The 13,659-nt window shown below is 71.9% G+C and carries 13 protein-coding genes; 7 read left to right on the top strand and 6 right to left on the bottom strand.

The features are described 5' to 3' along the window. Positions 1-6 precede the first annotated feature (6 nt). Genes AB0J80_RS35695 through AB0J80_RS35680 form a run of 4 tightly spaced genes read right to left on the bottom strand, consistent with a single transcriptional unit; the run spans position 7 to position 4,419 of the window. The gene (locus AB0J80_RS35695) at positions 7-732 is read right to left on the bottom strand and encodes an ATP-binding protein (protein ID WP_364713916.1); all 726 of its coding nucleotides are present in this window, start codon (positions 730-732) and stop codon (positions 7-9) included. Between the two features lie 60 nt (positions 733-792). Continuing rightward, the gene (locus tag AB0J80_RS35690; protein WP_364713914.1) at positions 793-2,634 is read right to left on the bottom strand and encodes a CheR family methyltransferase; all 1,842 of its coding nucleotides are present in this window, start codon (positions 2,632-2,634) and stop codon (positions 793-795) included. A gap of 31 nt (positions 2,635-2,665) precedes the next feature. Further along, positions 2,666-3,679 (bottom strand): chemotaxis protein CheB, encoded by a 1,014-nt coding sequence (locus tag AB0J80_RS35685; RefSeq protein ID WP_364713913.1) that lies wholly within the window; start codon positions 3,677-3,679, stop codon positions 2,666-2,668. After that, positions 3,676-4,419, bottom strand: a complete 744-nt coding sequence (locus tag AB0J80_RS35680) for an ATP-binding protein (protein ID WP_364713911.1) — start codon at positions 4,417-4,419, stop codon at positions 3,676-3,678. Before AB0J80_RS35680 ends, AB0J80_RS35685 begins: the two co-directional genes overlap by 4 nt. A 108-nt stretch (positions 4,420-4,527) precedes the next feature. On the opposite strand from AB0J80_RS35680, the gene AB0J80_RS35675 reads away from it, so the two are divergent. After that, entirely contained in the window at positions 4,528-6,258 is a 1,731-nt protein-coding gene (locus AB0J80_RS35675; protein WP_364713910.1) for an ABC transporter ATP-binding protein, read from the top strand. 54 nt (positions 6,259-6,312) lie between these two features. Next, positions 6,313-8,607: an accessory Sec system translocase SecA2 gene (secA2, locus tag AB0J80_RS35670; RefSeq protein WP_364713908.1), complete on the top strand. Its 2,295-nt coding sequence runs from the start codon at positions 6,313-6,315 to the stop codon at positions 8,605-8,607. On the opposite strand, the gene AB0J80_RS35665 is transcribed toward secA2, so the two are convergent. Together AB0J80_RS35665 and AB0J80_RS35660 are read right to left on the bottom strand one after the other, a co-directional pair. Further along, positions 8,604-9,506, bottom strand: a complete 903-nt coding sequence (locus tag AB0J80_RS35665; protein WP_364713978.1) for a DUF3500 domain-containing protein — start codon at positions 9,504-9,506, stop codon at positions 8,604-8,606. The two genes, secA2 and AB0J80_RS35665, sit on opposite strands and share 4 nt — an antisense overlap. A 19-nt stretch (positions 9,507-9,525) precedes the next feature. Continuing rightward, on the bottom strand, positions 9,526-9,918 hold the full coding sequence (locus tag AB0J80_RS35660; protein ID WP_364713907.1) for an ankyrin repeat domain-containing protein: 393 nt from the start codon (positions 9,916-9,918) through the stop codon (positions 9,526-9,528). Positions 9,919-9,970: 52 nt separating this feature from the next. Here AB0J80_RS35660 and AB0J80_RS35655 point away from each other — a divergent pair, with 52 nt between their 5' ends. The 5 genes from AB0J80_RS35655 to AB0J80_RS35635 all read left to right on the top strand — a co-directional run bounded on the left by AB0J80_RS35655 (position 9,971) and on the right by AB0J80_RS35635 (position 13,553). Beyond that, positions 9,971-10,396: a signal peptidase I gene (locus AB0J80_RS35655; RefSeq protein ID WP_364713905.1), complete on the top strand. Its 426-nt coding sequence runs from the start codon at positions 9,971-9,973 to the stop codon at positions 10,394-10,396. 197 nt (positions 10,397-10,593) lie between these two features. Continuing rightward, a complete protein-coding gene (locus tag AB0J80_RS35650) occupies positions 10,594-11,172 on the top strand; it encodes a winged helix-turn-helix domain-containing protein (protein ID WP_364713903.1) in 579 nt (192 codons plus the stop codon). Positions 11,173-11,339: 167 nt separating this feature from the next. Beyond that, a complete protein-coding gene (locus AB0J80_RS35645; protein WP_364713902.1) occupies positions 11,340-11,972 on the top strand; it encodes a uridine kinase in 633 nt (210 codons plus the stop codon). A 217-nt stretch (positions 11,973-12,189) separates the two neighbouring features. After that, positions 12,190-12,612 (top strand): TraR/DksA C4-type zinc finger protein, encoded by a 423-nt coding sequence (locus AB0J80_RS35640; RefSeq protein ID WP_364713900.1) that lies wholly within the window; start codon positions 12,190-12,192, stop codon positions 12,610-12,612. Between the two features lie 71 nt (positions 12,613-12,683). Continuing rightward, positions 12,684-13,553: a DUF72 domain-containing protein gene (locus AB0J80_RS35635; RefSeq protein ID WP_364713899.1), complete on the top strand. Its 870-nt coding sequence runs from the start codon at positions 12,684-12,686 to the stop codon at positions 13,551-13,553. Positions 13,554-13,659: the final 106 nt, after the last annotated feature.

The following is a 13,659-nucleotide window of genomic DNA, read 5'->3' as shown; positions in this document are numbered from 1 at the left end:
AGCGGCTCAGCGGGTGGACAGGGAGGCCCAGACCACCTTGCCGCCCTCGCAGGGCAGCCATCCCCAGGAGTGCGCGCTGGCCTTGACCAGCATCAACCCACGCCCACTAGACGCGGACGGCGTGGTCGGGCGCAGCTCCGGCGGCTCCGAGGAACCGTCGCGGACGGCGATGTGCAGATAGCGGCGGCGTACGGACATCCGCAACGTCATCATCGTGTGCGCGTGGTCGACGACGTTGCTGACGAGCTCGCTCGCGATCAGGCTCGCCGGCGCGACCAGGTCGGGCAGGTCCCACCGCAGGCACGCGTCGGTGGCCACGTTGCGGGCCTGGCGTGCGGCGCCCTTGATCGGCAGCAGCTCGTCGCTGATCGTGGGCAGCATCCGCCGATCGTCGGCGAGCATGGCGCGGGCCTCGTCGACCGAGTCGGTCAGCGGCAGGCGCCTGTAGGCGGCCAGTGTGAGGGCGTGCCGGGCCTCCCAGCGGGGGGCGCAGAGCACCACAGGAATGCCGGGCCAGCGGGCGGCCTGCCGGGCCACGGTGGAGAAGACGGCCAGGGCGAGCGGCTCCTGCACCTTGAGCGCCGAGATGTCGAGCATCATGGCGTCCGGTTGCTCCGCGAGGCACTTCAGCAGCCGCTGGCGCAGTGGCGCCACGTCGGGCAGGCCGAGCCCGCCGGACAAACCGACGAGCAGCCGCCCGTGCTCTGCCGTCACCCGCGCTTCGACGCTCACCGCCGGTCCCTCTCTGCCCACTGAAGCCCCCGCATACCCGCAACCCCGGGCGTGAAACCGTCAGCTGTCGTCGGCCTCCATCACGATGATGGCACCCTCGGTCCCGCGGTTCCCGCCCTCGCCGCGCAGCGGGGCGCACGCCACCCGGACCACGACCGCGCGGCCCCTGCGGTTCACCGCGTCGACGGACACCTCGCCGGAGACGCCGTCCTCGCCCAGCGATCCTCGCAGCATCGGCCGGAGCTGCTCGAACGGCAGACCTATGTCGAGGTTCAGGAAGTGCTGCCCGACCACCTCGCCGGCGCGCAATCCCCAGAGGTCCTGGGCGCGGCGGTTCCACATCCGCACCCGCAGTTCCCGGTCGACCACGGCGACCCCGGCTCGCAGGCTGGTGAGCACCGTCTCCAGGAAGGAGTTGGCCTCGTCGAGCTGGCTGGTGCTGATCCGGAGCTGGTCGTTGATGCTCTGCAGCTCGTCGTTGGTGGACTGGAGCTCCTCGTTCATCGTCTCCAGTTCCTCGTTGGTCGACTGGAGCTCCTCGTTGGTGGTCTCGAGCTCCTCGACCGTCGACTGGAGCTCCTCGTTCGTCGTCTCCAGTTCCTCGTTGGTGGACTGCAGCTCCTCGTACGCGGCTTCGAGCTGCTGGTTGGCGTGCTCGAGGTCGTCCTGCAGCCGGCGCGCCGCCGTGACGTCGTGGAAGATCAGATTCACGCCGAGCAGGCTGCCGTCGCTGCCGGTCAGCGGGCTGACCTCCACCTCGAGGTGGGTGACGTCGCCGTTGCGCCCGAACTCCACGTCCGGCACCCGCAGCGTGCGGCGTTCCAGCTGCGCCTGCTCGATGTAGCGGCGCAGCTCCACCGGCCGGTACGACAGGTCGAGGTCGCGGAAGGGCCGCCCGATGTCCCGGGAGGAGACGCCGAACAGCTTCTCGAGGCGCCGGTTGGTGAGCGCGACGAGGCCGTCGGAGGTGAGGCTGAGCTGGGCGAGCGGGCTGCTGGCGAACGCCTCGTCCCGCAGCTCGTCGAGTCCGACCACCGCACCTGCGCCGTTCGGGACCGCCTCGGCGAACACCGGACCCGCGATGGGCATGACGCGCGGCACCCGGCGGAACACGCGGCGTTTGAGGTCCATGGGGGTGAACAGCGTGCCGTGGCTGAGCAGCATCTCGGCCTTGCCCAGGAAGAGCACGCCGCCGTCGGAGAGGGCGAAGTGGAACCGCGACAGAATCTTGGCCTGCGTCTCCGCGTTGAAGTACATCAGCGTGTTACGGCAGGTGAGCAGGTCGATGCGGGAGATCGGGGCGTCCTGCACCAGGTCGTTGCGGCCGAAGATGACCGAGCGCCGCAGGTCCTTGCGGAACGTGAAGCGGTTGCCGGTCTGCTCGAAGTACCTGGCCGCGAGCTCGGGCGGGACCGCCTGCATCTCACGTTCGCCGTAGGTCGCCTGCCGGGCCTCCGCGAGCTGTTCCTCGTCCAGATCGGTCGCGTAGATCTTCACCCGGTCCCGGAACGCCTCCACGCCGAGGATCTCCGCGAGCGCCATCGCCAGCGTGTACGCCTCCTCGCCCGACGCGCACCCGGCGGTCCACACCCGGATGGGTGAGTCGCTCGCCCGGGTCGACACCAGCGGCTCGAGCACCTCGGCGCGCAGGTAGTCCCAGGCGTCGGAGTCCCGGAAGAAGCCTGTCACGTTGATCAGGATGGTGTTGAACAGCAGCGTGAACTCGTCCGGGTGCACCTGCAGATAGTCGAGGTACTCCGGGTAGTCCGTGGCGTCCACCTGAGACATGCGCCGGTTCACCCGCCGCATGAGGCTGGACCGCTTGTACCCCGTGAAGTCGAAGCCGCGTGACTCCTTCAAGTAGACGAGCAGGGCCTCGAAGTCCGGGTCGATGGGGTTCACCGGCAGACCGTATCGCAACCCGTGGCCCAGGTCAGGACGACGGAGCCGGGTTGTGCGACTGGGACGAGGAGCCGAGCTGGTCGATCAGCCGGCGGATCGCCGCACCGGCCTCCTCGGCGTCGCGGGCCATGTGGTGGTAGCGGTCGGCGCTGACCGGACGTGAGGATCCGGCCGCCATGCGCCGGCCCAGCGCCGACTTCTCCTCCAGCGCCCGCAGCGCCATCCACAGGGCCCCCTCGAGCGCGACGGCCTGCTCGTCCAGGAGGCTCTCGGGGGACCACGCGTGCCCGACCCGGCAGCGGTAGCGGGGCACCGGCCGGTCCCCGATCTGGAACAGGCTGCCGCCGCACGTGGGGCAGCCGAACCCGGCCGGGCTGGCGTCCAGGTCGTCGGTGGTCGTCGGTCCGAGCTCGGAGATGGCGACCTCGGCGTCCAGCAGCTCGTCGTCGGCGCGGTTGTGGCGCTCGGGCAGGTCCATGGCGGTGATCCCGGCGAGGAGGCCGCCGATCTTGGCGGCGGGCACGATGTGGTCCGGCGTCACGTGGGCCATCGCCGCACGGGGCATCCAGGGATAGAGAGCGTCGTCCGGATCCTGGACGACCGTTGCGCCGCCCCGGGAGGCGATGCTGGTCAGCCCGGCGGCGCCGTCGTCGCGCGAGCCGGAGAGCACGACGCCGACGGCGCGTTCCGCGAAGGCCCGGGCCACGGAACGGAAGAGCGGGTCGATCGCGGGGCGGTGGCCGTTCTCCGCGGGCCCGCGGGTGAGCCGGATCCGCCCGTCGAGGACCAGCAGGTGATGGTCGTTGGGCGCCACATAGATCCGCCCGTGGTGCAGCTCTTCGCCATCCACGGCGGTCGCCGCGGGCAGGGCGCCGCTGCGCGACAGGATCGCGGGCAGAGCGCTGGGCGCGTCGCGGGTTAGGTGGAGAACGATCAGGAGGGCGGCGGGGTAGTCCGCCGGCAGCCCGGCGACCAGGGCGCGCAGGGCCTCCACGCCGCCTGCCGAGGCGCCGACGGCAATCACATCACGGTGCTCGGCTGTCACGCCGCTCCCGTCGTCAGTTTCGTCCAGACCACCTTACCGTCGCCGACCGGCAGCACACCCCAGGCGTCCGTGAGTTCCCGGACAAGGTACAGGCCTCGCCCGCCGGCCTCGGCGACGGTCGGATCCTTCGGGCGCGGGAGCGTACGGCTGCCGTCGCGTACCGTCAGGCACAGCAGCCCGTCGCGCAGGCCGAGCGTGAACTCCATCGTGGTGTGCGCGTGCCGGACGACGTTGGCCACCAGCTCGGTCGCCACCAGGCCGACGATCGCGCCGAGCTCCCGGACCTGCCAGGCCGTGCAGGCCTGGGAGACGAGCTGGCGCACCTGCCGGCAGGCGTCGGGCACCGGGCGCAGCCGCACCCGGATCCGCCGCGGTTCCGGCTCGTCGCGCTGCTCGGCCTCGGCCAGCGCCTTCTCGCAGCTCTCCTCGGTGGCCACGGCGTCGCAGCCGGGCCAGTCGCGGAGCGTCCGGGCCGTCTCGGGTTCCGCCCCGCACAGCACCACCGGTACGCCGGGCCACTCGGCCGTACGGCAGACGACGGCACTGAGCACGTCCAGCGCGACGGAGTCGGCCACCTCCAGGTCGCTGACGTCCACGAGCAGCGACTCCGGCTGGGCCGACAGGCTGCGGGCCACGGCGTGTTCCAGGGCCTCGCCGGTCGTCGTGTCGAGCACTCCGCTCACCCGCAGGACGGCGACCGGAAGGTCCTGCTCCGGGCGGCAGACAAGCTGGCTCGACATGGGCCCCCTTCGTCCGCCGTCGCGTCGTGTCCGTCACGTCGTTCGCACCCTTTGCCCGCCGGAAGGCGGAGGCAAACACACCCGTCGGCGTCCGGATACGCTCTCTTCATGGAGAACGGGGGAGTGGGACTGCCCGCACTCCTGCCGTACCTGCGCCGATACCGGCTGACGCTCGCGGCCGTGGCCGTGCTGTCCCTGGCCGGCGCCGCGGCCGCCCTCGTGCAGCCGGTGCTGGTGCGTTCGGTGCTCGACGACATCACGGCGCACCGGCCGGCCGGCGCCGCGGTGGCCCTGCTGGTCGCGATGCTGCTCACCGGCGCCGCCCTCGGCGGGATCCGGGACTACCTGCTGCAGCGCACCGCCGAGGGCGTCGTCCTGACCACCCGGCGCCGGCTCGCCGCCCACCTGCTGCGGCTGCCGATCCCGGAGTACGACGCCCGGCGCACCGGCGACCTGCTGTCCCGGGTCGGCGCGGACACCACCCTGCTGCGGGCGGTCGTCACGTCCGGGCTGCTCGAAGTCGTCACCGGGGTGGTGATGGTGACCGGTGCGACCATCGCCATGGCCCTGCTCGACCCGCTGCTGCTCGGCGTCGCCGTCGCCGGCCTGGCGGTCGGCCTGAGCGTGGCGCTCACCGCGTCCCGCCGGGTCCGAGGCCTGTCCCGCCAGGCGCAGGCGCGGCTGGGCGAGATGACCGCGGCGGTGGAGCGGTCCATCACCGCCGTCCGGACCATCCGGGCCGGCGGCGCCGAGGAGCGCGAGGCCGAGACGGTCGGGCGCAGTGCCGCGGAGGCGTACGAGGCGGGCCTGCGGGTGGCCCGCCTGGAGGCCATGATCGGCCCGGCGGCGACCGCGGCGACCCAGGGAGCGTTTCTGCTGGTGCTCGGCGTGGGCGGCGCGCGGGTGGCGGCCGGCGCCATCACGGTCGGCGACCTCGTGGCGTTCATCCTGTTCCTCTTCTTCCTGGTCATGCCGCTGGGCCAGGCGCTGCACGCGTACACCCGGCTGCAGACCGGGCTGGGGGCGCTGCAGCGCATCGAGGAGGTTCTGGCGCTTCCTGAGGAGACGGCGGACGACCGCAGCGCGGCGCCCGCGCTGACGCCGACCGAGGACGCCGTCGCCTTCGAGCACGTCACGTTCGCGTATGCGGGCGGCGCCGAGGTGCTGCACGACGTGAGCTTCACCGTCCCGCGCGGCTCCCGGGTCGCGCTGGTCGGGCCGTCGGGCGCCGGCAAGTCGACGACGCTGGCGCTGATCGAGCGGTTCTACGAGGTCACCGGCGGCACGATCCGCGTGGAGGGCACCGACATCCGCGAGCTGCCCCGCCCGCACCTGCGCGGCCGGCTCGGCTACGTCGAGCAGGAGGCACCCGTGCTGGCCGGCACGCTACGCGACAACCTTCTGCTCACCGCTCCGGACGCCGACGACGCCCGGCTGCTGCGCGCCCTGGACGAGGTCAACCTGGGTGTGCTCGCCACCCGTACGCCCGCGGGCCTGGACGTGCAGGTGGGCGAGGGCGGCGTCCTGCTCTCCGGCGGTGAGCGGCAGCGCCTGGCGATCGCTCGGGCTCTGCTGGCGAACGCGCCGATCCTGCTGCTCGACGAGCCCACGAGCAACCTCGACGCCCGCAACGAGGCGGCCCTGCGGGAGGCGATCGCGACCGCCGCGGTCCGCCGTACGCTGGTCGTCGTGGCCCACCGGCTGTCCACGGTGATCGACAGTGACCGCATCATCGTGCTGGAGGCGGGCCGGGTCGTCGCCCAGGGCACCCATCGTGAGCTCGTCGAGTCCAGCCCGCTCTACCGGGAGCTGGCCGCGCACCAGCTGCTGGTTCCCTGACCGCCCCGGGAGTCGGCACCCCGCTCGCAGGAAAGTGAAGTACCGTAACGCGCCATGGGTGTGTCTCAGCGGCTGAAGAGCCGGTTCCGCAAGTTTCTGCAGCGTCCGGGCACGACGGTCGATCTGGGGCCGCTGGAGAAGCGGCTGCCGGACATCGAGGCCCGTGAGGAGGCCCTGCGGGAGCTCGACGACGAGGCGCTGACCGCGGCGGCGGGCGAGGCCACCAGCTACGAGGAGCTGTGCGCCATCGGGCGGGAGGCCGCGTGGCGCGCTCTGGAGCAGCGGCCCTACGACGTCCAGCTGGTCGGCGCGATGGCGCTGCTCTCCGGCAAGGTCGCCGAGATGGCCACCGGTGAGGGCAAGACCCTCACCGCCACGATCGCCGCGTACGGGCACGTCCGCCTCGGCAATGGCCCGGTCCACGTGCTCACCGTCAACGACTACCTGGCCCGTCGTGACGCCACCTGGATGGAGCCCGTCTACAAGCTGCTCGGCCTGACCGTCGGCTGGGTCACTGAGGCGTCCACGCCCGAGGAGCGCCGCGCGGCGTACGCGGCCGACGTCACGTACGTGTCGGTCAGCGAGGGCGGCTTCGACTACCTGCGCGACCAGCTGGTCACCGACGTCGAGGACCGGGTGCAGCGCGCACTCGCCACGGCGATCGTGGACGAGGCCGACTCGATCCTCATCGACGAGGCGCGCGTACCGATGGTCCTCGCCGGCAGCATCGCCACCGAGAGCGACCCGGTCCACGAGGCCGCCGAGCTGGTCCGCGACCTGCGCGCCGGCAAGCACTTCGAGGTCGCCGAGGACGGCCGCAGCGTCGCCTTCACCGACGCGGGCCTCAAAGCCCTCGAGGAAAAGATGGGCATCGACCTGTACGCGGACGAGCACGTCGCCCAGCTCTCGGCGGTCAACGTGGCGCTGCACGCCCGGGCGCTGCTGCGGCGCGACGTCGACTACATCGTGCGCGACGGCACGGTCGAGCTGATCGACGAGATGCGCGGCCGGGTCGCCCAGCGCCGCCGCTGGCCCGACGGCCTGCAGGCGGCCGTGGAGGCCAAGGAGGGGCTGCACGCCACCGCCGAGGGCGAGGTGCTCGACACCATCACCGTGCAGGCGTACATCGCCCTCTACAAGACGGTGTGCGGCATGACGGCGACCGCCGTGCACGTCGGCGAGCAACTGCGCGAGTACTTCAAGCTCGAGGTCGCGGTCATCCCGTCGAACACCCCGAACATCCGCGAGGACGAGCCGGACCGGATCTACTCGGCGCACGACATGCGCGACGAGGCGCTGGTCGAGGAGATCAAGCTGGCCCACGAGAAGGGCCGGCCGGTGCTCATCGGCACCCTGGACGTCAAGGCGTCGGAGCTGCTCGCCAAGCAGCTCGCCGCGGCCGGCGTCCCGTCGGTCGTGCTGAACGCCAAGAACGACGACGAGGAGGCCGCCATCATCGCGGAGGCGGGCGCGCTGGGCGCGGTCACCGTCTCCACCCAGATGGCCGGCCGCGGCGTCGACATCCGCCTCGGCGGCAGCGACGAGAAGGACCGCGACAAGGTGGTCGAGCTGGGCGGCCTCTACGTGATCGGCAGCGGCCGGCACGACAGCCGCCGCGTCGACGACCAGCTGCGCGGCCGCGCCGGCCGGCAGGGCGACCCGGGCGGCTCGGTGTTCTTCGTCAGCCTCGAGGATGACCTGATCACCCGGCACGCCGGCGACGTCCTGCCGTCGTCGCCGCGGATGGACATGGACGGCGTCGTCCACGACGACCAGGCCGAGTACGCCGTCGAGCACGCCCAGCGCGTGGCCGAGGGCGTCAACCACGAGATCCACCGCAACACCTGGCGCTACAGCGTGGTGATCGAGCAGCAGCGTCTCGCCCTCGCCGAGCGCCGCGAGCGCCTGCTGACCTCCGAGGTCGCGGCGATCATGCTGCTGGAGAAGTCGCCGGACAAGGCCAAGGAGCTCGACGAGGACGTGCTGTCGGACGCGGCCCGCTCGATCGCCCTCTACCACCTGGACCGGCTGTGGGCGGAGCACCTGGCCGAGCTCTCCGAGGTCCGCGAGGGCGTGCACCTGCGTGCGCTGGGCAAGCTGGACCCGCTGGACGAGTTCCACCGGGCGGCGGTGCCGGCGTTCCAGAAGGTCTTCACCGAGATCGAGCGCCGCACGATCGAGACGTTCGAGGAGACCGACTTCAGCGAGGGCTGGCAGCCGGAGCGCGCCGAGCTGGTCCGCCCGAGCGCCACCTGGACGTACCTCGTGCACGACAACCCGTTCGGCTCGGAGCTCGACCGCCTCATCGCGGCGGTCGGCCGCCGGCTCATCTCCGGGGGTAACAGCTAGCGCTGATGCGGTTCGCCCGCGTGGTGGGCGGCGAGGATGTCGCCGCCGAACTCGCCACGCGGGCGCCGCAGCACCGTGTGCGCGTGGTTGCCGTCGTCGGTCGTGTTGTCGTACTCGATGACGAGGTCGTCGGCCTGGATCCGGTAGTAGTGCCGGGTGCCCGGCTGCGGCGGCCCCTCCCACGCGAAGTGCAGGTCGCCGCCGGCCGGGTCCAGCGCCGCCGCCAGCTCGTCGGGCAGCCGGCCCAGGTAGAGGGCGACCAGCTGGTCGAGCAGGGCACGCTCGCCGGGCCGCAGGTCGGCCCGGGCGACGCCGGGCGGTGCGATGGGCTCGCTGCGGGGGTGGGTCGCGGTGCGGATATCGTACGGCGCGACGTCCGCCACAACCGCAGCACGGCGTGCCCCCGTCGACAGCGAGAGCAGCAGCTCCCGTCCCAGGTCCTCCTCGACGCCGAGGGGCCGCAGCACGGGCCGCCCCAGCGCGTCCACGCGGGCCGGGTTGGCGCCGAGGAACACCGGCGCGGGGGAGACCCGGCCGTCCGCGACCGTCATGCTGACCGACAGGTGATGACCCTCGAAGCGCCAGGCCCACCGGTCGTCGCCGGGCGCCCCGAAGACGATGACGCGGTAGTCCTCGCTGTGCCGCCCGCGCCGTCCGCCCTCGCGCCGGTCGAGCACCTCCTCGAGGGCGATCACCGCCATCGCCTGGGCGAACGCCGCCGGGCTCAGCCCGGTGGCGAGCAGCCGGTGTGCGGCCTTGCGGGGTGCGGGCGCGAGATCCGCCAGGGACAGTCCGGGACGCGGCTCCGGGCGGTACTCGATCCAGCGCCGGTGCCGGTCCTCGAACGCGACGCCCGCCTCCGGGTGGGCCGCCAGCAGGTCCCGGGCGGCGGCGCTCATGTCCCCGGCGAGCGTCATGTCACTCGCCCCGCAGCAGGGCGGTCATCTCGGGCAGGTCGAAGAACTCCGCCGTCTCCCGGGCGCTGGGGCTGCCGTCGTCCGGGTTCGCGCCGGCGTCGAGCAGCATGCGTACCGTCTCGGGGTTCTTGCGGAACACCGCGGCCGCGAGCGCGGTCTGGCCGCGGTCGTTGACCCGGGCGGGGTCGGCGCCGTGCTCGAGCAGCGTGGCGACCACCGGCGGATGGTTGTGGTACGCGGCCAGGATCAGCAGCGTGTCGCCCTTGTCGTTGGTCAGGTTGGCCGGCAGGCCCTGTGCGAGGTTGTCGCCCAGCTCGCCGGCGCCGCCGGAGCGCGCCAGGTCGAACATCCGGTGTGCGAACGCGATCGTTTCGGCGTCCAATTCCTCGGGCATGCGGGCCAGCCTACGGTGCTAATGTGCGCTGCATTCTATGAGGGGGTGAGGGGTGTCCGACGGCGTCTACGTCGGCCGCGCCGGCGAGGACGGCGCGCGCAACCAGGGCTGGCTGCTCGGCCATTTCATGCCCACCGGGCAGCTGCTTCACACCGACGCGGTGGAGGTGAAGTGGGGCGTCCACCCGCCCGGCGAGCGCCGCGCCGCCTGGGCCACCCGGGAGGTCCGCACGGCGCTGCTGGTGCTGATCAGGGGCAGCTTCAACATCGAGCTGAGAGATCGCACGGTGGTCCTGCGCGAGCCCGGCGACTACGTGGTCTGGGGTCCGGGCCACGATCATTCCTGGCGGGCCGGCGAGGTGGAGACGGTGGTGCTGACCGTGCGCTGGCCGTCGGTGCCCGGGTGGCGGCTGCCCCCTGTCTCACCTCGGGAAACCCGTGATTATTCACAACTGCAAGAAACGGATGCGCCCCGTTAACCTGCGTGACGGTAATCGCATTGTCTGTGCGTAAAAACACGATGCATCGGCGGGGTTTGGAACGAGTTTCCCACAGTGTGGTTGCCGCCTTGACCCGTCGGGCGGCGCACCGGAAATATCGACCGCGGTTTAAGCGTGCATTAATACGATCGCCGTTGTGATGCACGGCGTTTCCATTCTTTGACGCGGGAGGCTTCATGCCGGTCACCGCCCTGCCGGGGCGTACGGGACGACATGCGACGGGGTCGGGCCGGGTGGCCACGATCCGGCGCGCCGCGCCACCCCCGGCGCCCGCCGCCGCACTCACCGTGACGCTCAACATCCCGCTCACCGGCGACACCCTGCCTCCGCAGGCGCACCGGCTCCTCGATGCGCTGCGGGAGCTGGTCGAGGCCGGTCAGGGCTCGGTCGCCGTCGAGCAGCCGCAGCCCGAGCCCGAGCGGCTCCCCGCCGAACCCGTGCGGGAGGGAGGCGTCGAGGTGCGCCTGCTCACGGCGTCGCGCCAGGTGCTCCTGGACGGCGTCCTGCTGCCCCTCACCCGGCTCGAGTTCGACCTGCTGCTGTTCCTGGCCGAGCACCCGCGCCGCGTGTTCAGCCGCACCCAGCTCCTCAACGCCGTGTGGGGCTACGAGCACACGGGCGAGCGCACGGTCGACGTCCACGTGCGCCGGCTGCGGGTGAAGATGGGCTCGCACCTGCCCCTCATCACCACCGTCTACGGCGTCGGCTACCGGCTCTCGGACGAGGCCCGGATCGTCGTCCTGCCGCACGAGTAGGCCGCGCCCAGCGGGGGGTGTGGTGGGCGCGCGGACCGCGCGCCCTGTCTGCCCGCGCCGAAGCAGCCGGCCTGATGCGCCCGGCAGCTCAGAAGCCGGGCCTCATGTGCCCGGCCGTCGCATCGGCCGGGCCCCGGTTGCCCGGCTGCCGCCGCTAGGCTGCCACGATGCGCGTGCGTCCCGTCTCGACGGAGCTCCTGGTCGAGGAGCTGGCCGACCGGCTCGCCGGGCTGCAGCCCGGTCACCCGTTGCGCGCCGCCATCGACGGCCCGTCCGCCGCCGGCCCGGGATCCCTCGCCGAGGCCCTCATCGCCCCGCTGCGGCTGCGGGGGCGCCCGGCGGTGCACGTCGCCACGGCCGACTTCCTGCGGCCGGCCTCGCTGCGGCTGGAGTTCGGGCGGACCAACCCGGACTCGTTCTACGCCGGCTGGGTCGACGAGGCGGGCCTGCGCCGGGAGGTGCTCGATCCGGCCGGCCCGGGCGGCAGCGGGCGCATCCTGACCCGGCTGTGGGACGCCACCGTGGACCGGGCCGCCCGAGAGCCGTACCGGGAGCTGCCGGCGGACGCCGTGGTGATCGTGAGCGGGCCGCTGCTGCTCGGCGCCGGCCTGCCCTTCGACCTGACGGTCCACCTGGCACTGTCGGCGCCGGCGCTGGCCCGGCGTACCGGCCCCGACGAGCGCTGGACGCTGCCGGCCTTCGCACGCTACGCCGACGAGGTGGATCCCGGGGCATTCGCGGACGTCGTGGTCCGGGTGGACGACCCGAGGCGGCCGGCCGTGGTCCTCGAGCGTGAGTGAATCCCCGCCGACACCCGCTGTGACCTGCGACGCGAAAGCAGGTTCGCGCAGTCCGTGGCGGTAACGAGCACTGACAGTTATGCTGCGGTTACTTTTTTGCGGGATCGGAGTTTCCGATCTCCGGCGGTGGGTATCAGCCGACCCCACGGTGTGACACCGAAGGGCCGGCACGGGGGAGTCCACCGGCAGGGGCAGAGGGAAGGGCAGGGGGAGCACAATGCTCGTCAACAGCGCGGTCATCACGGGTAAAGGTGCCGACACCGCCAAGGCGCGTTCGACGCAGGAGGTCGACCAGATCCGGGCTCTGCTGCAGTCCCGGTTCGACGATCTCAACGCCGAGTACGAGGAGGCCGTGGCCGAGAACCAGCGGCTGAGGCTGGTCGAGATCGGCGACGCCGCCGGCGACGACCAGGCGGACAGCGGATCCAAGACCGCCGAGCGCGACGCGGCGACGTCGCTGCTGCGCACTCTGCTCGACCGGCGTACGCAGGCGGAGATCGCCATGCAGCGCCTCGAGGAGGGCACCTACGGAAACTGTGAGAGCTGCTCGAACCCGATCCCGGTCGAGCGGCTCGAGGTGTTCCCGTCGGCCACCACGTGCGTGCACTGCAAGGCGAACCGCGAGCGTCGCGCGGGCTGATAGAAGCGTCGTCCCGGTCCGCCGCCCGAGCTCGGGCGGCGGACCGGCCGCTTCGGGGCTAGCTTCGACTCATGGGCGAGATCCAGGTGGGCACGGCGTCGTGGACCGACAAGACGTTGCTCGAGTCCGGCTGGTATCCGGCCACCGCCGACAACCCCGAGAAGCGCCTGGCGTACTACGCGAAGCAGTTCCCGGTGGTCGAGGTCGACTCCACGTACTACGGGCCACCGGCCGAGCAGACCACGAAGCTGTGGGCGCAGCGCACGCCGGACGGCTTCACCTTCAACATCAAGGCGTTCAGCCTGCTGACCGGTCACCCGACGAAGGTCTCGGCCATCTACAAGGACCTGCGCCCGGAGACCGACAAGAAGAACGTCTACCCGGACGACCTGCCACCGCAGGCGTACGAGGAGATCTGGACCCGGTTCCTGTCGGCCCTGGACCCCCTCGTGGCGGCGGGCAAGCTCGGCGCCCTGCTGTTCCAGTTCCCGCCATGGTGGGGCATCCGCCGCGCGAACAAGGACTACCTGCGCGAGGTGGCGGCCCGCTGCAAGCCGCTGCGGCCGGTGTTCGAGTTCCGCAACGCTTCCTGGTTCGAGGGCGACAACGCCGAGGAGACCCTCGACTTCCTGCGCAAGCACGAGCTGCCGCTGGTGTGCGTGGACATGCCGCAGGGCTACAAGTCATCGGTGCCCCCGGTGGCCGCCGCCACGGCCGATCTCGCGGTGGTCCGTTTCCACGGTCACAGCGACAAGTGGACGAGCAAGGATATTCACGAGAAGTTCGGCTACGAGTATTCCCGAAAGGAGCTCGAGGAGTGGGCGCCGAAGGTGCGCGCCCTGGCGGACGAGACCGAGAAGACACAGGTCTTCATGAACAACTGCTACTCCGACTACGCCCAGCGCAACGCCACGACGCTCATCGAGCTGCTGGGCGACTAGGGCGTGTCCTGCCGATCATGACGGCCTGCGACGGGCCCAGCTTCCGCCTCGCGGCGCGGTCCGGACGGCCGGATACAACTGTGAGGATGGTGGGGTGCTGCCTGGG

Origin of the sequence: Actinoplanes sp. NPDC049548 (assembly GCF_040676695.1) — a bacterium.
Lineage (GTDB): Bacteria > Actinomycetota > Actinomycetes > Mycobacteriales > Micromonosporaceae > Actinoplanes.
The sequence above is the reverse complement of the archived record's forward strand: the minus strand, read 5'-3'. Positions and strand labels throughout refer to the sequence as shown.